22 protein-coding genes are annotated in these 19,523 nt (G+C 62.9%); 7 read left to right on the plus strand and 15 right to left on the minus strand.

All coding sequences use genetic code 11. From position 1 onward, the window contains the following. Positions 1-29 precede the first annotated feature (29 nt). The 3 genes from E4656_RS06790 to E4656_RS06800 all read right to left on the minus strand — a co-directional run bounded on the left by E4656_RS06790 (position 30) and on the right by E4656_RS06800 (position 2,767). Positions 30-1,652 carry an ATP-binding cassette domain-containing protein gene (locus E4656_RS06790; protein WP_135482425.1) on the minus strand — a complete coding sequence of 541 codons (1,623 nt, stop codon included), beginning with the start codon at positions 1,650-1,652 and terminating at the stop codon, positions 30-32. A gap of 103 nt (positions 1,653-1,755) precedes the next feature. Further along, positions 1,756-2,568 (minus strand): type I methionyl aminopeptidase, encoded by an 813-nt coding sequence (map, locus tag E4656_RS06795; protein ID WP_135482427.1) that lies wholly within the window; start codon positions 2,566-2,568, stop codon positions 1,756-1,758. Continuing rightward, positions 2,561-2,767 (minus strand): ParD-like family protein, encoded by a 207-nt coding sequence (locus tag E4656_RS06800; RefSeq protein ID WP_135482429.1) that lies wholly within the window; start codon positions 2,765-2,767, stop codon positions 2,561-2,563. Before E4656_RS06800 ends, map begins: the two co-directional genes overlap by 8 nt. Positions 2,768-2,960: 193 nt before the next feature. Between E4656_RS06800 and E4656_RS06805 the strand changes: the two genes are divergently transcribed. Together E4656_RS06805 and E4656_RS06810 are read left to right on the plus strand one after the other, a co-directional pair. Further along, a complete protein-coding gene (locus tag E4656_RS06805; protein WP_135482431.1) occupies positions 2,961-3,332 on the plus strand; it encodes a helix-turn-helix domain-containing protein in 372 nt (123 codons plus the stop codon). Further along, the gene (locus E4656_RS06810) at positions 3,322-4,569 is read left to right on the plus strand and encodes a type II toxin-antitoxin system HipA family toxin (protein ID WP_135482433.1); all 1,248 of its coding nucleotides are present in this window, start codon (positions 3,322-3,324) and stop codon (positions 4,567-4,569) included. The genes E4656_RS06805 and E4656_RS06810 overlap by 11 nt, the downstream gene beginning before the upstream one ends. Positions 4,570-4,624: 55 nt before the next feature. Here the strand turns inward: E4656_RS06810 and E4656_RS20350 are convergent, their stop codons facing one another. The 6 genes from E4656_RS20350 to E4656_RS06835 are packed head-to-tail and all read right to left on the minus strand — an operon-like array spanning position 4,625 to position 7,965. Then, on the minus strand, positions 4,625-4,792 hold the full coding sequence (locus E4656_RS20350; RefSeq protein WP_205849137.1) for a YdeI/OmpD-associated family protein: 168 nt from the start codon (positions 4,790-4,792) through the stop codon (positions 4,625-4,627). Positions 4,793-4,804: 12 nt separating this feature from the next. Next, complete coding sequence (locus tag E4656_RS06815; RefSeq protein WP_205849138.1) at positions 4,805-5,254, minus strand: DUF1801 domain-containing protein; 450 nt, start codon at positions 5,252-5,254, stop codon at positions 4,805-4,807. Next, positions 5,251-5,475 (minus strand): hypothetical protein, encoded by a 225-nt coding sequence (locus E4656_RS06820; RefSeq protein ID WP_135482434.1) that lies wholly within the window; start codon positions 5,473-5,475, stop codon positions 5,251-5,253. Before E4656_RS06820 ends, E4656_RS06815 begins: the two co-directional genes overlap by 4 nt. Beyond that, positions 5,475-5,885 (minus strand): VOC family protein, encoded by a 411-nt coding sequence (locus tag E4656_RS06825; protein ID WP_135482435.1) that lies wholly within the window; start codon positions 5,883-5,885, stop codon positions 5,475-5,477. The genes E4656_RS06820 and E4656_RS06825 overlap by 1 nt, the downstream gene beginning before the upstream one ends. A 45-nt stretch (positions 5,886-5,930) precedes the next feature. After that, complete coding sequence (locus E4656_RS06830; RefSeq protein ID WP_135482437.1) at positions 5,931-6,398, minus strand: helix-turn-helix transcriptional regulator; 468 nt, start codon at positions 6,396-6,398, stop codon at positions 5,931-5,933. A gap of 40 nt (positions 6,399-6,438) precedes the next feature. Beyond that, complete coding sequence (locus tag E4656_RS06835; protein ID WP_135482439.1) at positions 6,439-7,965, minus strand: NAD(P)H-hydrate dehydratase; 1,527 nt, start codon at positions 7,963-7,965, stop codon at positions 6,439-6,441. Between the two features lie 195 nt (positions 7,966-8,160). Here E4656_RS06835 and modA point away from each other — a divergent pair, with 195 nt between their 5' ends. The 3 genes from modA to modC are packed head-to-tail and all read left to right on the plus strand — an operon-like array spanning position 8,161 to position 10,710. Continuing rightward, positions 8,161-8,988 (plus strand): molybdate ABC transporter substrate-binding protein, encoded by an 828-nt coding sequence (gene modA, locus E4656_RS06840; RefSeq protein WP_205849139.1) that lies wholly within the window; start codon positions 8,161-8,163, stop codon positions 8,986-8,988. Next, the gene (gene modB / locus E4656_RS06845) at positions 8,975-9,649 is read left to right on the plus strand and encodes a molybdate ABC transporter permease subunit (protein ID WP_338090009.1); all 675 of its coding nucleotides are present in this window, start codon (positions 8,975-8,977) and stop codon (positions 9,647-9,649) included. The genes modA and modB overlap by 14 nt, the downstream gene beginning before the upstream one ends. Beyond that, on the plus strand, positions 9,646-10,710 hold the full coding sequence (gene modC / locus E4656_RS06850) for a molybdenum ABC transporter ATP-binding protein (protein WP_135482443.1): 1,065 nt from the start codon (positions 9,646-9,648) through the stop codon (positions 10,708-10,710). The genes modB and modC overlap by 4 nt, the downstream gene beginning before the upstream one ends. A 21-nt stretch (positions 10,711-10,731) precedes the next feature. On the opposite strand, the gene E4656_RS06855 is transcribed toward modC, so the two are convergent. Further along, entirely contained in the window at positions 10,732-11,361 is a 630-nt protein-coding gene (locus E4656_RS06855) for a bifunctional 4-hydroxy-2-oxoglutarate aldolase/2-dehydro-3-deoxy-phosphogluconate aldolase (protein WP_135482444.1), read from the minus strand. Positions 11,362-11,387: 26 nt separating this feature from the next. Continuing rightward, on the minus strand, positions 11,388-12,254 hold the full coding sequence (locus E4656_RS06860) for a MurR/RpiR family transcriptional regulator (protein WP_135482446.1): 867 nt from the start codon (positions 12,252-12,254) through the stop codon (positions 11,388-11,390). A gap of 403 nt (positions 12,255-12,657) precedes the next feature. Between E4656_RS06860 and E4656_RS06865 the strand changes: the two genes are divergently transcribed. Then, positions 12,658-13,569 (plus strand): sugar kinase, encoded by a 912-nt coding sequence (locus tag E4656_RS06865; protein WP_167855962.1) that lies wholly within the window; start codon positions 12,658-12,660, stop codon positions 13,567-13,569. Next, on the plus strand, positions 13,566-15,038 hold the full coding sequence (locus E4656_RS06870) for a M81 family metallopeptidase (RefSeq protein WP_135482449.1): 1,473 nt from the start codon (positions 13,566-13,568) through the stop codon (positions 15,036-15,038). Before E4656_RS06865 ends, E4656_RS06870 begins: the two co-directional genes overlap by 4 nt. On the opposite strand, the gene E4656_RS06875 is transcribed toward E4656_RS06870, so the two are convergent. From E4656_RS06875 to E4656_RS06890, 4 genes are read right to left on the minus strand one after another with little or no spacing between them, the layout of a single operon-like run. Further along, positions 15,030-16,853, minus strand: coding sequence for a beta-N-acetylhexosaminidase (locus E4656_RS06875; RefSeq protein ID WP_135482451.1), 1,824 nt, complete (start codon positions 16,851-16,853; stop codon positions 15,030-15,032). The genes E4656_RS06870 and E4656_RS06875 overlap by 9 nt on opposite strands. After that, entirely contained in the window at positions 16,847-17,794 is a 948-nt protein-coding gene (locus E4656_RS06880) for an ABC transporter ATP-binding protein (RefSeq protein WP_135482452.1), read from the minus strand. Before E4656_RS06880 ends, E4656_RS06875 begins: the two co-directional genes overlap by 7 nt. Further along, positions 17,791-18,624, minus strand: a complete 834-nt coding sequence (locus E4656_RS06885; RefSeq protein ID WP_135482453.1) for an ABC transporter ATP-binding protein — start codon at positions 18,622-18,624, stop codon at positions 17,791-17,793. The genes E4656_RS06880 and E4656_RS06885 overlap by 4 nt, the downstream gene beginning before the upstream one ends. Further along, complete coding sequence (locus E4656_RS06890; RefSeq protein ID WP_135482454.1) at positions 18,621-19,520, minus strand: ABC transporter permease; 900 nt, start codon at positions 19,518-19,520, stop codon at positions 18,621-18,623. Before E4656_RS06890 ends, E4656_RS06885 begins: the two co-directional genes overlap by 4 nt. Positions 19,521-19,523: the final 3 nt, after the last annotated feature.

The following is a 19,523-nucleotide window of genomic DNA, read 5'->3' on the forward strand; positions in this document are numbered from 1 at the left end:
GCCCCAAAGCAGGAAACATCAGCATTATGTTACCCAGCAGATGCATCAGCATACAGGCCCGGCTCCGCCCTTCCCAGTGTCTGCACCCGGTCCAGCAACATGGCCTGCGCCATGGGCTCACTGTGGGTGACCACGATCAGGGTGCCCTGATACTGGCTCAGCACCTCAGCCAACAGCGTCTGGCTTTCCAGATCCAGGTGGTTGTCGGGTTCATCCAGCAGAATGAGCTGTGCCGCTTCGGGGCCCATCAGGCTGCAGGCCAGCGCGACCTTCAGTTGCTCACCACCACTCAACTGCGATACCGGCTGCAGAGCCAGATCACCACGCAGGCGCACCTGGGCAAGGCGATCCCGATAGGCGGCATTCGACCAGCCCGGATTGAGCCGCCGGAAGTTGGCCAGCGCGCTCTGGTTCGGGGTCAGCAGCGTCAGGTGCTGGTCCAGCCTGAGCAGGGTGCCGCGCCTTTGAACGTCTCCACTGACGGGCTCGATGGCACCGCTGATGACGCTCAGCAGGGTCGACTTGCCGCTGCCATTGGTGCCGCGCAGCCACCAGCGCTCACCGCTCATCACCTGCCAGTCCAGCGGCTCGGCGTTCTCTACCCAGGGCAGACGGACTGCCTCCAGGGCCAGCAGGCAGCCAGAAATGGGAGCAGGCTCGGTAAGCGGGAAGGCCAGCGGGTTCTCCCGCCCCAGTACGGACTCGGCGGTCTGCAGGCGCTGCTGTTCTGCGTCGAGTGCAGTCTGGTGCTTCTGGGCGATACGCCCGCCCGTGGCTTCACTGCGGTCCTTGCGCGCATCGAGCAGAATCTTCGGCATGTCGCCCTTGCGCGCCTTGGCCCGCCCCTTGGCGGCCCTTTGTTCGTGGCGTTCGCGTTCGAGCTGCTGTTGCTGGCGTTCCCTTTTCAGGGTCTGGCGCGCATGCTGCTTGTCGTGCTGCGCTTTTTCGAGCAGTTGGGCGCGGGACTGCCGATATTCGGCAAACCCCTGGCCATGGCGTTGCAGGCGGCCTTCCCGCAACTCCAGCAACTGCGAGAAACTGGCCAGCAGGCTCTGATCGTGCGTGATCACCAGGGTGCCGCCGGAGCGCTGCATGATCCAGTCGGCCAGCCACTGACGACCGCCCTGATCCAGGTGATTGGTCGGTTCATCCAGAATCAGGTAGGTATCGGGCAGCCGGGACAGCTGCAGCAGATGCAGCCGGGTGCGCTGGCCGCCGCTCAGCGCACTGACCGGTGCAGACAGGATATCCGCGGGCAACTGGAACTGTGCCAACTGTGCCTGCAGGTCATCCTGCAGGGTCCAGCGATCATTCAGTATCGACAGGTCATCCACCTGCCCTTCTCCGGCCAGCAGCCGTGCCAGTGCCGCCAGCGCCGCCTCGACACCCAGAAAGGCGGCCACAGTGCGTGCGTCGTGCTGCTCGGCGGCCTGTTGCGGCAGAAAGGCCACCGGCACCTGATGCTGCACCTGGCCGGCAGTGGGTATACGGATACCGGCCAGGCACTCGGCCAATACGGTCTTGCCGGCACCATTGGGACCGATCAGTGCAACGGGCTCAGCCGACAGATGCACATCCAGCGCCTGGAAAACGGGGGGTTTGGGATCAAAGGCAACGGTCAGATCCGTTGCGGAAATACAGGCCATAGCCATGGACAACACCTCTGTAACACCACAGGAAAGAAACGGGGTTCAGAGTGCTGACTTCATTGGCATGGCTCCTGTATTGGAATGACGGGACAAGCAGGGATACAGACTAGCCGAAGGCGCGCGCCACGGCAAGTCTGGCGGACTCCGGATGCCGCTCTTCATCCCGGAGGGTCAGTACCTCATAACCATCGGCCGTGACCGCAATGGTGTGCTCCCACTGTGCAGACAGCCTTTTGTCGCCGGTGACGACCGTCCAGCCGTCCTTTTTCAGTTTCACCCTGGCGGTGCCCTGATTGATCATGGGTTCGATGGTGAAGGTCATGCCCTCCTGCAGTACCAACCCCCGACCCGGCTTGCCGTAATGCAGCACGTTTGGTTCTTCATGCATCTCGGTACCGATGCCGTGCCCGCAGTACTCGCGCACCACCGCATAACCGTTGGTGGTCGCGTGCTGCTGGATGGCGTGGCCGACATCGCCCAGGGTCGCACCCGGTCTTACCACCTTTATGCCTTCCCACATGGCGTCATAGGTGACTGCAACCAGCCTCCGGGCGTGCGGTGGCACCTTGCCGAGCAGGTACATCTTGCTAGAGTCCGCAATGTAGCCGCCCTGTTCCAGCGTGATGTCGACATTGACGATATCCCCCGATTTCAGCTTTTTTTGCTCCGTCGGCATGCCGTGACAGACCACATGATTCACCGAGGTATTGAGTACATACGGATACCCGTACTGACCCTTGCTGGCCGGTCGTGCCTGCAGTGTGTTGACGATGTAGTCTTCGGCCAGGGTGTTGATATCCATGGTGGATACGCCCGGCTCTATCCGGGTATCAAGCCAGGCAAAGACCTGCGCCAGCAGCCGCCCGGACGCGCGCATCAACCTGATCTGTTCCGGGTTTTTGAGCACCACTTCAGTCACCGGCGATCCTCCTCAGTCTGACATCAGCATTGGCCATCTGTTCCTGCACAAGCTGACTGAAGGTCTTGTCCGGGTTGGTTTCGGCCAGCATGCCTATTTTGATCCAGAACTCGGCCTGGGCATTGATGGACCGAACCATGACAGAACTGGCTTTGCGAATTTCTTCATGCAGGTCGTCGTCGATTTTCACGATACCCATGACACACTCCATATACGATTCGTATATAAATCATATAGCACAGGAGACAGCCCGGCAAGACCCTGCTGGCGCCCAAGGGTCAGAGCGTCCGATGACCCGCAGGTTCTGTGAGGACAGGTGTATCTTCAGTTGACCCTTCTTCAATGTTCGATATGATGTACATAATAGATTTTTTTGTACGTTTTGGTGGACAATGCCTAAATCAATTGACGCGCAAACCTACCACATCCGACAGGTCCGGGATGCTCTGACAGAGACCGGAGAGCTGATCGCGGCCGTCCGCAAGGAGCGTGGCTGGAGTCAGTCCGAGCTGGGTCAGCGCCTGGGCGGCATCGACCGCCGGCACATCAGCGCCATGGAAAAAGGGGATGCCAACACGGATTTCGGGCTGGTCGTCAGCGCGCTCTGGGTCCTCGATATCCCCGTGCTGGAGACACTCAGCACGGGCCATGAAACCCCTGCATCACCGAGGCGACCCGGACCAGTGAACCTTTCAAGAGCCCGGACAACGAGGCTCACAAAGGCAGGAAAGCGGCGTAAAAAGGTGATCGACAATGATTTCTGATCAGGCCTATCTTTGGTTCTACCTGCCGGGCCAGACTGAACCTGTCGTGTGCGGCATTGTGGCCTTTGACGGCCAGGACCATGTGTTTCGCTACGCCCGCAGCTACCTTCAGCGGGACAACGCCATTCCGCTGGCGCCACCCAACTGCACGTTGGGCGCCCTCGACAATGAAGAACACATACTGGATGACGAGCTGAACAGCGCCATCCGGGATGCTTCGCCGGATGCCTGGGGTCGCAATATCATGCTCCGTGAGCATGCCAATGCACCGGGGAGAAGTAACAGAGAGCTGGGGGAGATAGACTTCTTGCTGCGGGCGGGGCCGGACCGGATCGGGGCTCTGGATGCCACAGACACTCCGAGCCGGTATATTCCCAAGGAGGGTCATGCGGCCCCTTTGGCGGAGTTGTTGGAGGCGGCCGACCGCATCGATCAGGGCAGGCCGCTGGATGATCAACTGGATGCCGCGCTGAACCACGGCACCAGTGTGGGTGGTGCCCGGCCCAAGGCCCTGCTGCACGAAAACGGAGAGTTCTGGATCGCCAAATTCAGTTCCTCGAGAGACTCTGCCGACATGGTGGGCATCGAGGATGCAGGAATGGCATTGGCCAGGCTGGCGGGTATCAGGGTCGCGGAAACTCGAATCGTCGAATCACTCAACAAGCGCGTGATTCTGGTACGCCGATTTGATCGAACAGTCACTCCAGGGGGCGTCCAGCGCCGTCACATGATCAGTGCGATGACACTGCTGGGCCTGGATGAGTATGCCGTCCGGGCCGGCCATTCAAGCTATCTGGAACTGGCGGACATGCTCAGACAGTTCGCCCGAGATTTCAGGTCCGATGGAGCAGAGTTGTTTCGCCGCATGGTGTTCAACATGCTCATCGGCAACGTGGATGATCATGCCAGAAACCATGCGTGCTTCTGGGACGGTGAATGCCTGGAGCTGACACCCGCCTACGATGTCTGCCCGCAGCCACGAACCGGAGTGTCCGCCGACCAGGCAATGATTGTCGGCGCGTGGGGCCGTCAGTCCAATTTGCAGAACGCGCTCAGTGAGTGTGAGCGCTTTGGTCTTGGCATCGACGAAGCAACAGAGATAGTCGAGACCATGACCGCCACCGTCCGCAACCACTGGGAGCAGGTGTTTGCGGACTCGGGAGTACCGGAAGGCGACCGCCAGTACCTGTCCCGAGCCACCATTCTTGGCGAGTCGGTGTTTTACGAACTGTCGTGAGCGCCCTCTGCGGTCTCTGCACTTTCACGGGCAGTGCCCGGCGAGCCCTGCCAGCTCAGTATTCGCTGAAACCCTTGCCTTCGAATATCTTGTCCCGGCAACGCTCGATACGTGCCAGCCGGGTTTTGGCCTGTTTGGCGCCAGCAATATGAATCAGGTAGCTGCGCTGTCGGCCCGGGGTCAGGGCCTGGAAAGCTTCTTTCAGGTCCTGATCCCGGTCCATGGCTTCCTGAAATTAGATGGGAACCTCATAGTCGGCGGTCTGTTTGGGCTCGACCTTGAGGCCGGCCTTTTCAATCTCGATGGCTTCCAGAACATAGTCTCGCAGCACTGGCGCCAGTGCGGTGACCCGCTCGGCATCGGTGAAACGAATCACCCGGCCTGACTGGGTGTGCTCGCCCGGAGCTTCCAACAAGCGGTGCGGGTCCTTCAACAGGGCGCCCTTCATGAAACTCAGTACATAGTTGTTCTTGAAAGCACCGATCATCACCACATTCTGGCCCTTCAGGGTGTAACAGGGCGCCCCCCATTTGCGGTCTTCCACCAGCGGTGTGCCCAGCACCACCGCACGCAGGCGGGTCAGCCCGTCGCGCCAGGTGTTGACCTTGCATGCGGGCGTGCCCACCTTGTCACAACGGCCACAGCCTTCGGCCAGGTACTCGTCAACTGCAGGGTTCTTGCTCATGGTTCAGTCACCTTGCGGCGCCGGGTGATGTAGGGCAACACAAACAGATATAACCCGGAAAACAGCAACAATGCCAGTGGCGGCAAAGGGGAGTAGGTCACCCAGGCCGGCGGCACGCCATCGGCACTTGTGGCCAGCGCCACAAAGTTGGCGATCACGGTTGCGGTGAATATGATCGCTATCCAGCGGTGGGCCTGGCGGATTGCATTGCTGACTGTCATCAGACTTCTCTCCTCTCGATCATTTTCCAGCCATTCCCCGAGGGGTCGCGAAACCCGGCATCAATGGTGCCGAACCGCTCGATGGGCTCCTGCGTGAACTCCACGCCCCTGGTTTTCATTTGTGCATAGGCTGCTCGGCAGTCGTTCACCGCCAGCACCAGGGCGGGCATGGCCCCCTTGGCCACCAGTGCTGCCAGCGCCTGCCCGGTGGCCTCATCCTGCACCGGCGGCCCCGGTACGAAGAGCCCCAACTGAAACGAGGACTGCTCCGGATGCTGCACCGTAACCCAGCGGAAGTAGCCGTTGTTCACGTCGGTATGCACGCGAAAGCCCAGTTTCTCCACATAGAATTCGAGCGCCTCGTCCTGATCACGCACATAGACGCCCACTACCTCAATACCCTGACTCATACGACCTCCTTGCTTGTTTTTCTCACCGCCAGTATTGCCGGTCGTCTATGGACGTGACTTCTCCAAAACTGCGCTTTTGAGCTGAGGTCGCTCACTGGCCTTGAGAAAACAGGCCGGCATCTGCATCGAAGCCGGGGGCGGCTCCGCCCGGGCATGAGCACGAAACTCACCCGGGCTCCTGCCGCTAATGGCGCGAAAGGTACGACCAAAGGTACCCAGGCTCTCCCAGCCTACACTCAGGGCAATCTCGGTAATGGGCAGGTCGGTGTCGCGCAACAGGGCCGTTGCCCGCTCGATGCGTCGCGACAGCAGGTACCGATGCGGCGGCACCCCGAATGCCTCCTTGAAGGAGCGCGCAAAGTGGGCTTCGGAAACACCGCTGACCTGTGCCAGGCGGCAGATCGGCCACTGCTCGTGCGAGGCCGCATCCATTCGGTCCCGGGCCCGCAGGAGCCGCCGCAGCAGCCGCGGGTTTGGGGTGTTTGGTTTCTGTGTCTGATGTTTGCCGGTCATGCTGTCTGCCTTAAATGGTTGCTCATGCCCATCAGGACGCTCAGGTGATACTTCGACCTGATGCATCCCGGGTGGCCAACGCAGAGCTGTCACGAGACTCGGCCCGAAAACCCAGATGCCAGGCGGTTTCGGCCAGGTTATCCAGTACCTGGGTGGCGCGCACGACCGGCTGCCTGTGGGCCCGCTGCAGGGCGGCCCGGGTGACCAGCCAGGCGCCGCTTTCGGCGGCCGCGGAGGCGGACAGCCCCTGTGCCAGCAGAGCGCCGATCACCCCGGACAGCACATCACCCAGACCGCCGGTGGCCATGGCGCCGGAGGCAAACGGCAGCACGCTGCAGTGGCCGGCATGGGCGATCACGGTGCCGGCACCTTTCAGAACCACCACGCCGTCATAACGCTGCTGTATGTTCTGCGCGGCCTGTAAGCGATCGGCCTCGATGTCGGCCACCTTGCAATCGAGCAAGCGGGCTGCCTCGCCAGGGTGCGGGGTGAGTACCCACTCCGGCCGCTGAAAAGGCCGCGCCGCCAGATGCCAGAGTGCATCGGCATCGACCACCATCCCCTGCGGCGGCAGGGCGGCATCGGTCAGCAGGCGGCAGACGGTTTGCCAGCGCATCGTAGCCGCCTGATCACGCCCCAGCCCAGGGCCAACCACCACCGTCTGGCGCGGTTGCAGCGCATGCGGTACCGGGTCGCCGCGCACCATGATTTCCGGGGCGCGGGCCAGCAGTGCAGAATGGCAGGCCGGATTCAGGTGGGCGGTAACCAGACCGGCCCCGGTCACCAGCGCGCCTTCGGCGGCGAGCATGCCGGCGCCCCAGAGCCCGGCGCCGGAGCCGATCACCAGCACATGGCCCTGCGCGCCCTTATGGGTAGTGGCGGACCGACGGGGCCAGTGCAGATCCTCTGCATTCAGCAGGTGCGCCAGCATCGGTTGCCCATCCATGCTGACCTGCAGAGAGTGCAGACTGACTGCACCGGTCAGCCCCGGCCCCTGGCCGGTGAACAGACCCAGTTTGGCGCCGATGAAGGTGACCGTGTGGCCAGCCCGCACTACACACTCCGGATCGCCGACCGCACCGGTGGAAGCATTCAGGCCGCTGGGGCAGTCAACGGCCAGTATCCGAGGCACAGGCTGCCGGCGCAGCCAGCGAATGGCATCGGCGATGGCGCCTCTGGGTTCGCCCTGAAAGCCGGTGCCGAGCAGCGCATCCACACAGACTGCGGGAGATGGCAGCGCTGTCAGGTCATTGGTGATCACCACGCCAGCCTTTTTGGCCTCGGCATGGGCCAGCTCGGCATCACTGCCTGTGCGCGGTTCACCCTTCAACCAGACGGTGACCGGGCGCCTGGCGCGATGCAGGTTGGCGGCCAGCAGCAGGCCGTCACCGCCGTTGTTGCCGCTGCCACAGAGCACGGCCACGGGAAGCTCGGCGGGGAAATGCTGTGCCAGCACCTGCTGTGCTGCGGTGGCAGCACGCTGCATCAGTATCCAGGTTGGCTGGTCGCTGGCCTGCGCCCACTGCTGCTCGGCGGCGCCGACTGAGGCACCACTGTAGAGATGCATGCTGAAGCTCCTGTTCTGTGCGCACTGCGCTCACTGTGCTCTTTATCTTGAGCTGCCGGATGCCTGATCCGGGTGTTTGATGATCCCCATGCGCTATGATATACCCCGATCACCCCGTTGCCAGCGATGCTGGCGCCGGACTTCAGTCGCAACCATGGATCATGACGCCAACCCGATGAAGAGTTCACACTGCCCATGATACGGTTTTCCAGGGTCTGCCGTACAATCACCCGCGCCCTTGTGCTGCTGACTCTGACGGTCTGGCTGCCGAGCCTGGCCATGGCGGAAGTGCGCATTGCGGTGGCGGCCAATTTCAACCCGACTCTGGAACACCTGGTGACGCAGTATCAGAGCCAGCATCCGGATTTCAGGGTTCGCATCAGCAGCGGCTCCTCCGGCAAGCACTTTGCCCAGATTCGGCAAGGGGCGCCGTTTGATCTTTTCTTTTCTGCCGACGATCAGCGCACGGCCGATCTGGTGGACAGCGGCGAGGCCCTGCCCGACAGCCGCCTTGTCTATGCGCTGGGTCAGTTGATGCTGTGGAGCAACGACCCGGAGCTGATCCCGGAGGACGGCCTGGCTCTGCTGCAGTCGGGCGAATTCCGGCGCCTGGCCATTGCCAACCCGCGCGTGGCGCCCTATGGGGTGGCGGCCGAAGCACTGCTCGACAATGCCGGCGTCCAGTTGCAGTCCCGTCAACTGGTAACCGGCCAGAGCATCAGTCAGGCCTTCACCTTTGTGCGCTCGGGCAATGCTGAACTGGGACTGGTGGCCGCCTCCCAGGTGATTGTGCTGGAGCGCCAGCAGGGGGGTGAGCCCATGGGCTCCCGCTGGCTGCCGCCGGCCGACAGCTACCCGCCCATAGTGCAGGAGGCGGTCATGCTGCAGGCCGGGGCCGACAACCCGTGGGCTGCTGCTTTCATGCAGTGGGTGCGCTGCGATCAGGTGGCGCACGGTATTCTCGAGCAGGATGGCTATCTGCTGCCAAGCCGAAACGGAGAGGCAGGCTGTGCTGGGTATTGAGCAGGCCGACTGGATTGCCCTGGGGCTGACCCTCCGTCTGGCCGCAGTGACCACCGTGATACTGCTGGTGCTGGGCACACCGCTGGCCTGGTGGCTGGCGCATACCCGCAGCCGCATCCGGCTGGCCGTGGAGTCGATTGTAGCGTTGCCGCTGGTGCTGCCGCCCACGGTGCTGGGCTTTTATGTGCTGATGCTGCTGGGGGCGCAGGGCCCGATTCAGGCACTGGGCGGCCCGGCACTGGCCTTTACCTTTACCGGGCTGGTGATCGGCTCGGTACTCTATTCCCTGCCCTTTGTGGTGCAGCCGCTGCAGAACGCCTTTGCCAGCCTGGATCGCAGCACGCTGGAAGCCGCCACTACTTTGCGCGCCACGCCTCTGGACCGCTGGCTGTCGGTCATTCTCCCACTGACCCGGCGCGGTTTTCTGACTGCCATTACGCTGGGCTTTGCGCATACGGTGGGCGAGTTCGGTGTGGTGCTGATGATAGGCGGCAATATTCCGGGTGAGACCCAGGTGATTTCCATTGCCATCTATGACCATGTCGAAGCCACCGACTATGGGTCGGCGCATCGGTTGTCCGGGCTGTTGCTGGGGTTGTCCTTCGTGATGCTGTTCGCCCTCTACACCCTCAATGGTCGCTTCCGGCTGGGGACCACATGATCGAATTCGATTTCCATCTGCAGCGCCCGGGCTTTTGCCTGGAACTGGCCGGCCGGATACCGCCCCGGGGCGTCACGGCCCTGTTCGGGCATTCCGGCTGCGGCAAGACCACGCTGCTACGCTGTCTGGCCGGGCTGGAGCCGGAGGTACAGGGTCGGCTGAGCGTCAACGGCCAGCAGTGGCAGGCCGGGGGTCGGCAATGGCCGCCGCACCAGCGTGCGGTGGGTTATGTGTTTCAGGAAGGCGCCCTGTTCCCGCACCTCACCGTGACCGGCAATCTGCACTACGGCTATCGCCGGGTGCCGGCAGACGCACGGCGTTTACAGCCGGGCGAGGTTGTCGAACTGCTGGGTCTGGCGCCGTTGCTGCACCGCTACCCGCACGAACTGTCCGGCGGGCAACGGCAGAGGGTGGCGATCGGGCGGGCCTTGCTGACCAGCCCTGATCTGCTGTTGATGGATGAGCCATTGGCGGCGCTGGATGCCCTGAGCAAGAACGAGATTCTGCCCTGGCTGGACCGTTTGCATCAGACGCTGGATATCCCGGTGGTCTATGTCACCCATGCCATCGAGGAGGTGGCCCGGCTGGCGGATCACATGCTGCTGCTGGAGCAGGGTCGGCTGCTGGCCGCCGGGCCGCTGCAGTCGCTGCTGACCCGCACGGACCTGCCGCTGGCCCATGCCGACAATGCCACCTCGGTGATCGAAACCAAGGTCGTCCGGTTCGAGTCCGAATACCACCTGCTGCATCTGACATTTGATGGCGGCGAGTTGCAGGTGCCCTGCACACACGCGCCCGAGACCTCGACGGTACGCATTCGGGTGGCAGCAAGAGATGTGGTGCTCAGCCTGAGCGCCGACAGCCGAGGCAGCGCCCTGAATCATCTGCCGGCACGGATTACCGGCTTCAATAACGACCCCCACCCGGCGCATCAACTGGTCACCCTGACCCTGGGCGACACCCCGCTGCTGGCCCGCATCACGCGCAAATCACGCGATCAACTGGGCCTGCAGACCGGCCAGGCCGTCCATGTGCAGTTCAAGGCGGTGGCGATCAGCTGAGCCGAACACAGGCGCCTGCTGTCAGTGGCCCAATGCGACGGCCTCGGCAGCCAGGTGTGTGATGCCCGCCCAGTCCTCTTGCGCCAGCAGGTCGGCCGGTACCAGCCAGGACCCACCGACACAGACCACGCTCGGCAGAGCCAGATAGTCCTGATAGTTGGCCCGGCCAATACCCCCGGTGGGGCAAAATCGCACCTGCGGGAACGGGCCGGCCAGCGCCTTCAGGGCGGCGACACCGCCGGCGACTTCAGCCGGAAAGAACTTGAGATAGTGATAGCCCGCATCCAGAGCCGCCATCAGTTCGGATGCGGTGGCCACGCCCGGTAACAGAGGAATGGCTGACTCCCGGCCCGCAGTCAGCAGATTCGGCGTGGCGCCGGGGCTGACGGCAAATCGGGCCCCTGCGCGCACCGCCTGGTCGAGCTGATCCGGATTGGTGACGGTACCGGCGCCGATGGTCAGTTCCGGGATCTGCGCCAGTTCGCGGATGATGTCGAGGGCGGCATCGGTGCGCAGAGTGACTTCCAGCACGCTGATACCCCCCTTGTGCAGTGCTTTGGCCACTTCAATCGCGGCGGGAACGGATTTCAGCGCCAGCACCGGAATAACCGGGCGGGCCTGCTTGAGTAGTGTTTCCATGGGAGCGGTCATGCTCTGTCTCCTTGTTCGGGGCTGTTTCAATCGCCCAGCGGCTGGCCGTCATCAACGCCGTCACGGCTGGCGATCAGTTGATACTTGATGCGACGCAGCCGTTCCGCTGCCACCAGTTCCATCTCGACCGCAACGGCGGTAGCCAGGATGTCCAGTAGCGCCATGAAGGCATAGCGCGACGCCGTCGGTTTGAGAATGTCTTCCGACTCCTCGATGCTCAGTGTCAGGGCCACATCCACTGACCGTGCCAGCGCCGAGCCCGGTCGGGTCAGGGCAATGACCTCGGCCTGATACTGCCGCGCTATCTCGGCACATTTCACCAGCGGCTCGAAGCGTCCGGTGGCGGACAGGATCACCAGTACATCCCCTTGCGACAGCGTCGCTGCCACCATGGTCTGCATCTGGGTGTCCACATAGGCACTGGCATGCAAACCCAGTCGGAACAACCGGTTTTCCAGTTCCTCGGCCAGGTTGGCACCACTGCCCCCACCCCCAAAGACAACCACGCGACGAGCCTCTTTCAGTCTGCCAACGGCGGCTTCCAGCGCGGTCTGATCCAACTGGTTTTCCAACTGGTGGATGGCATTGCGCAGACCGCCGATGACGTTGTCCTGCACGGCGCGCACATCGCCCTGGTGGTAAGGCTTGCGCAAATAGCGCCCGCCCACCACCTGTGCCTGCGCCAGTTCCAGCTTGACGCTCTTGAGGCTGTCACAGCCGATGGAACGGCAAAAGCGAGTGATCGTCGGCGGGCTCACATTGGCGGCGCGGGCCAGATCTGTGGTGCTGGTACGCACCGCGACATCCAGATTGTCCAGGATGTAATCGGCCACCTGCCGTTCGGCACGACTGAGTGAATCATGTACATCGCGGATGCGGGATATGATGTCCAAGGGTCAGGGTTCCACTGTCAGGCCTGCAATGCCTTGTAGGCTAGCAGATCCATTTCCACTTTGGCATCGACTCCCCATGGCACCCGTGCCAACGATCTCGCTGGCCTGCACAGCATGGGAGAACTGCAGCTGACGCCCTCCAGCACCTGTCCAGCGGTGCTGAAACCGCCAATGCTCATAGTCCATTTGCCGCACCTGTTCTTCCTCACAATAAGGTAATTATTTTCATATATTGGGTATTTACAGCCTATTTCGGCCGCATTAGTATGCATTCACATTTGTTTTGTGTAAATTATTTTCTTTACTTGAGATCAACCACATGCGTGTAGACCGGCCCCGCAGCCATTCAGCAGCTCCGAAAAGGCCCGGGGCAAACCCGGAGCAGACGCCCAGAGTGGTCAGCATGGGCGAATGCATGCTGGAAATCCGCCAGCAGACGCAGTCCCGAGACAAGCTCAGCGCGGGTTATGGCGGCGACACCTACAACACGGCCTATGCCCTGGCGCAGAGCAGTATAGCGGTCTCCTACCTGACGGCGCTGGGCGCTGACCCGCGCAGTGATGAACTGGTCCGACAGTGGGAGCAGGATGGTGTGGATACCTCGGCCGTGCAGCGCCTGCCAGGTCGCCAACCCGGTCTTTACTGGATCAGCACCGACATGGCCGGCGAGCGGCAGTTCCAGTACTGGCGACAGGCCTCGGCAGCCACCCGGCTTCTCGACACTCCCCGGGACACACTGCTGCAGGCCTGTGCCGGCGCCAGCCATGTCTACCTGTCGCTGATCACGGCTGCCATCGTGGCTGATCGCAGTGGCCTGCTGGACCTGCTGCGCGCGCTGAGCACCGACTGCAGCATCGTCTATGACAGCAACTTCCGCCCACAGCTGTGGAAATCAACCACCGAGGCCCTGAGCTGGCACGAACAACTGCTCGCCCTGAGTGACATCTACCTGCCGTCGCTGGATGACGAAATGGCGCTGTACCAACGTCCCGCAGACCGAGCCCTGGACAGCCTGCTGGCCCACCACCCGCAACGGGAACTGGTGGTGCGCTGTGGCGGCCAGGGCGCACGGCTGCCCACAGAGTCTGCAGACTGGCAGACCATACCGGCCTGTGAGGTGCCGGTTGTGGACAGCACCGGCGCCGGAGATGCCTTCAACGGGGGCTATCTGGCGGCCCGCCTGCACGGGCAGAACCCAACGCAGGCGGCCCGCCATGCCTGTGCGCTGGCCGGCGCTGTGGTGGGCCATTCCGGCGCGCTGCTGCCTCGTCAGCACCCCTCTTTCAGCTTGCACAATCAGGATCGAATCCAATGAGACAGAAAACGGTCTACACGGCCTCGCTGGCCACCGAAACCAACACCTTTTCACCGGTATTCACGGACCTGCAATCTTTTCGAGACAGCTTCTACGCGGCCCCGGGCGAACACCCGGAGACACCGACATTGTGCAGCGCGCCCATGATCGCCTGCCGGGAACTGCTGGCCCCGGCCGGCTGGCGTGTGGTCGAGGGCACGGCCACCTGGGCCGAGCCGGGCGGGCTGATCAACCGTGATACCTACGAGCACCTGCGCGATACGCTGCTGTCGGAGCTGACCGCCGCCATGCCGGTAGATCTGGTGGTACTGGGCCTGCACGGCGCCATGGTCGCCCAGGGTTATGACGACTGCGAGGGTGACCTGCTGCAGCGGGTCCGCGAGCTTGTAGGGTCCGACGTGCCCATCGCCGCCGAGCTGGATCCGCACAGCCATCTGACCCCGGCCCGGGTCGGGGCCGCCGACCTGCTGGTGGCGTTCAAGGAGTTCCCGCATACCGACTTCATGGCCCGGGCACGGGATCTGGTCAGGCTGGCGCGCGCCACGGCCGACGGTGAAATCAGACCACTCATGTCGACCCATGACTGTCGCATGATCGAGGTGCTGCCGACCTCACGCGAGCCGATGCAGGGCTTTGTGCGCCAGCTGCATGAACTCGAACAGAGCGACCCGCGCATTCTTTCCATCTCGGTCATTCACGGTTTCATGGCCGGTGATGTACCGGAGCTGGGTACGCGGATGCTGGTAGTGACCGACAATGCGCCCGAGTTGGGCGCTCAACTGGCCCGTGAACTCGGCGAGCAGCTGTATTCGTTCCGGGGTCGTACCCGCCCGCCCTTTCTCGACATCGAGGTAGCACTGGATCAGGCCCAGGCCTGCACCCGGGGCCCTGTGGTACTGGCCGATGTATGGGACAACCCAGGCGGCGGGGTGGCTGGCGACGGCACCCTGCTGCTGCGCGCCGGTCTGGAACGGGGCATGAGCGATGTCGCGCTGGGCACGCTGTGGGACCCCATTGCGGTCAAGTTCTGTTTTGCTGCTGGCCTGAATGCCCGCATCCCGCTGCGGTTCGGCGGCAAGAGCTGCGCCACGGCCGGCGCGCCGGTGGACGCCGAGGTAGAGGTACGCGGTCTGGTCCGCCAGGCCGAGCAGCGTTTCGGTGACAGCCAGGTGCCCATGGGCGACAGCGCCTGGATTCACTTTGCCGGTGTCGATGTGGTGCTGACTTCCAATCGCTGCCAGTCGTTCGACCCCAGCCTGTTCAGCGTCATGGGTATCGACCCCGGGGCTCGGCGTTATCTGATGGTGAAATCAACCAACCACTTTCATGATGCCTTTGTGCCGATCGCGCACGAGATCATCTATGTGGATGCCGGGGCACCCTACCCCAGCAACCCGGCCACCAATGGCTATCGAAAACTGAACCGGCCTATCTGGCCGATCGTGGAGGATCCGCATAACTCACAATGATTGCTCCGGCAGCCGGCGGGTTGGTCTGACGGCTCCCCGATAAAGGGCGAGCAGAAACTCCAGTCGGGCGCGGCTGGCATCCAGCCCGCCGGGTCGGCTGCGCTGCAGCCACACGCGGTCATATTCGGGCAGCAGCGAGGCCAGCTCGCTGGCCAGCGCCGCCCGGGCAGTCGTCGACAGTTGCTCGACCCGGTAGTCCTGTATCTCGCTCAGCGCCATGCCCAGAGCGGACGCGTGCGCCGCCAGACGGGTGGTCAGCAACAGTTCTTCGCGCATGAAGGCCTGCTCCGGATCAGCGGTGCCCAGACCCTGCAGCGCAGCGTCCAACTGGTGGCACTGCTGCAATGCCTGCTCGAAGCCGGCGCGATGCCAGTGCTGCACCTTCTTCATGTGCCGGTTGGTCATCTGGTTGCACAGCAGAGCGCCAAACACGGACACGAACGGCAGTTGCTGATCGGTTTCCGTGCTCAGGTACAGATCTCCCAGCCGGAACAGCGCCAGGGTCAGGGTGCTGTTGCCGGCAAGCAACTGCTGCAGGGCCTGTTCGGTGTTGAAGTCTTCCACCGTATTCGGGTTCCAGGCGGCCGTGGCACCGATCAGGTAGCCCGGATAGGCGGCACACCAGGGCTGGGCATGGCCAAAATCACCCCACTCCGACATCCAGAACCCGCTGGCACCGAATCTGCGGCCGTTGTGCGCCGCGTTGATCACATTGAGCCGGCAGTTGCGCCAGCGCCCGGTCAGGGCGGCGAAGGTGCCGGTGGCGGAGACTACCTGAAAGTCGAGGCCGGCCGCCTGCAGGCGGGCGCACTCGTCCGCAAACGGATGTTCGGCTTCATAACCCCAGTTCATCACGGTGGCATCGGCCGGCACCTGATCCAGCAGGTGCGGGTAGTTGAGCACGATGTCGGACCAGAACTGCATGCGGTATCCGCGCGCCTGGCACAGCTCATGGATGCGCCTGAGGTAATCCATATAGACCTGGCCCTTGCCGATGTCGGCGCAGCGCTGGCGGCTGGCACCCACCCCCAGGTCAAAGGTTTCGTCCGCATTGATATTGACCGTACGGCTGGTAAAGCAGGGCAGCAACTGGTCCAGCAGGTCGGCGACAAAGTCGACCGACTGCTCACTCAGTGGATTCAGGCAGAAGGAGTGATTGCGGAAGTTGCCATTGGGGTCGACACAGCCACCCCGGTTTTCGGCCAGATGGGCATACTCGGGCAGGTCCAGCCAGCGCTCCATGTGCCCGAAGGTGTTCTGGTTGGGCATCAGGGTCATGCCGCGCTGCTGGCAGTAGCTGTCCAGCGCGCGGACTTCTTCTGCGGTAAAGGGTGAACGGTCACGCCAGGCCGCCTCGTGGCCCTCGTAGGCGAAGGCCGCCTCCATATAGAGTTGCAGGCGGTTGTATTTCAGCCCCGACCAGAGGTCGACCAGACGGTAGATTTGCGCCATGGTCGGCACCCGATCCCGGCTGATATCCAGCAGCACGCCCCGATCCGGAAACCAGGGGCTGTCATCAATCTGCACGCCAGGCAATGCAGCCTGCCCGGTGCACTGGTGGCAGATCTGCAACAGTGTCTGTACGGCATAAAAATAGCCCTGGTCGGATCCACAGGTCACGCTGGCACCCTGGCAGGTAATTTCCAGGCGATATCCCTCCTCGTCCAGGACTGAATCGTCGTGGCGTGGCAGCTCGGGCAGCGGCGGGCTGCCAACCCGGCAGGCGGCCAGGCGGGCACTCAGGTCCGCTACCGACACGGGCCACTGGTCCCCGTTCCACTGCAGATGTTGCGGCTGCGGGCAGAGCGTCAGCATAGTGCCTCCTTCTGCTGCGTCACGGCCTGGCGCAGGCAATAGTGCCCCTCGGCCACTTTTTCATAGTCCGAGCCTGCAGCACGACTCTGCTGACGGATGCGGTCGGCGCGTTCCCGGAAATCCGACTCCTCGGCGGCCAGTTCAGCGAAACTCCGGGTCGGATCCGGTACCGAGGACAACAGCAAACGGGTGTAGTCATGGCTGGGGTGGTCAATCACCGAGGCGGTGGGCCCGTACTCGACAATCTGGCCGGCATACATGACGGCGGTGTCCTCGGCCACATACTGGGCGGTGGCGATATCATGCGTGATATACAGCAGACCCAGCTGACGCTCGGCCTTCAGCTTGCGAAACAGGTTCAGCATGTCCATGCGAATGGAGACATCAAGCATGGACGTCGGTTCGTCGGCAATCAGTACCTCGGGTTCCACAGCCAGTGCGCGCGCCAGATTGACCCGCTGGCGCTGGCCCCCGCTCATCTGGTGGGGATACTTGTCCAGCATGCCGGGGTCGCCCAGTTCAACCAGTTCCAGCAACGCCTCGAGCTGCTGCTGCAGTTGCCGGCGCTTCAGCGCCGGCTGATGCAGGCGCAAGGGACGGGTCAGGTGGTGACGCACCGAGCGCGTGGGGTTGAGCGAGCCGAACGGATCCTGAAATACCATTTGCAGGGATTTCCGATAGGCCTTGAGGGCACGGCGTGATTTCAGTTCAGTGACATCCTGTCCGTGCAGCAGCACTCTGCCGGCGGTGGGCTCATGCATGCGCGTAATCACGCGGGCCGTGGTGCTCTTGCCACAGCCGGACTCGCCGACCAGGGCCAGGGCCCGGCCCGCCTGCAGCGAGAAGCTGACGCCGCGCAGGGCTTCGAAAGGCACCTTGCGCAACCCCTGCTGCAACAGAAACGTCTGCTGCAGGTTGTCGACCTGCAATAAGGTGGTCATAAGGCCGCCTCCTCGGTCTGGTTCCACTGCCAGGTGCGGCCGAACAGGTGGCGGCCGGGGATGGCATCCAGCAACTGACAGGTATAGGCGTTCTGCGGTCGGTGCAGTATGTCGTCCCGCGACCCCATTTCCAGGATGCGCCCCTGGCGCATGATGCCGATGCGATCACAGAACTGGAGCATCAGCGCCAGGTCATGCGTAATGAACAGTACCGAGAAACCGAGCCGCTGTTTCAGTTCGTGAATCTGCTGCAGTATTTCCCGCTGCACCACCACATCCAGCGCCGTGGTCGGTTCGTCCATGATGATCAGCCTGGGTTCGAGCGCCAGGCAGATGGCCATGACGATGCGCTGGCGCATGCCGCCGCTGCACTGGTGCGGGTAGTCACGCAGGCGGCTGACCGGGATGTCGACCAGGCGCATCATGTCTTCCGCTCTGGCCAGGGCGGCCTCACGGGTCAGATCTGTATGGGCATGCAGCACATCCAGAAACTGGCGATCAATGCGCACCACCGGGTTGAGGGAGTTCATGGCGCTCTGAAACACCATGCCCACCTCGTTCCAGCGGAAGCGGTCCAGGCTGGCCGTGGGCAGGTCCAGCACGCTGGTGTCCCGGTAGCGGATCTGCCCCTGGGTAATGAAGGCCGGCGGCCGGTGCAGATTGAGTACCGAGTAGGCCAGGGTGCTCTTGCCACAGCCGGATTCCCCGGCCAGGCCGACAATCTCGTTGTCGGCGATATCCAGGTCGACCTTGTCGACCGCCCTGAACACATCCTGATTGGTTACATAGTCCACGCTGAGACCCTGAATGGACAACAAGGGCTGATTCATGCTGAAACCTCCTTGCCGGACAGTGCCGCCATGCGCTGCCGCACGCGGCGGTTGAGGCGATAGGTACGCAGACGCGGGTTGGCCATTTCATCAATGGCAAAATTGAGCAGGGCCAGGCCCGCCCCCAACAGCGCAATGGCCACACAGGGCGCCAGCACTTCCCACCAGGCACCCACGTACAGGGCAGCAGAGTTCTGGGCGTTGTACAGCATGATGCCCCAGGACACATCGAGCGGATTGCCCAGCCCCAGGTATTCGATGGTGGCCTGGGTCAGTACGGCATAGATCACGCTGCCGATAAAGTTGATGCCGACAATGGAGACCAGATTGGGCAGTATCTCCACGCCGATGATGCGCCAGCGGGGCTCTCCCAGCAGTTCCGCTGCGTGCACGAACTCCCGGTCGCGCAGGGCCAGGGTCTGTGCCCTGATCACCCGAGCACCCCAGGACCAGGAGGTAAAGCCTATGATCAGCATGATCACCAGCGGGCTGGCACTGCCGATAAAGGCCGCCAGCACCAGCAGCAGGGGCAGGTTCGGAATCACCAGAGCAACATTGGTCAGAAAGGTCAGAAACTCGTCGACCTTGCCGCGGAAATAACCGGCCACAACGCCGATGAGGGTGCCCAGAGCCGCCACGATGAAGCCGGCGCCAAAGCCGACGGCCAGTGATGTGCGAGCCCCGTGGACGAACTGCGAAAACACATCCTGACCCATACGGGTGGTGCCCAGCCAGTGGCTGCCGTCCGGTGGCTGGTGCGGCAGACCGACCCGGCGTTCCGGTGCAAACTCGGCAAACCAGGGCCCGAAGATGGCCAGCAGAACGAAGCCCAGAACAATCAGTACACCCAGGCGGGCTTTCCAGTTCTGGCGCAGAATGCTTATCAGAATGGACATACA

This window comes from Natronospirillum operosum (assembly GCF_004768465.1).
GTDB classification, from domain to species: Bacteria; Pseudomonadota; Gammaproteobacteria; order Pseudomonadales; family Natronospirillaceae; genus Natronospirillum; species Natronospirillum operosum.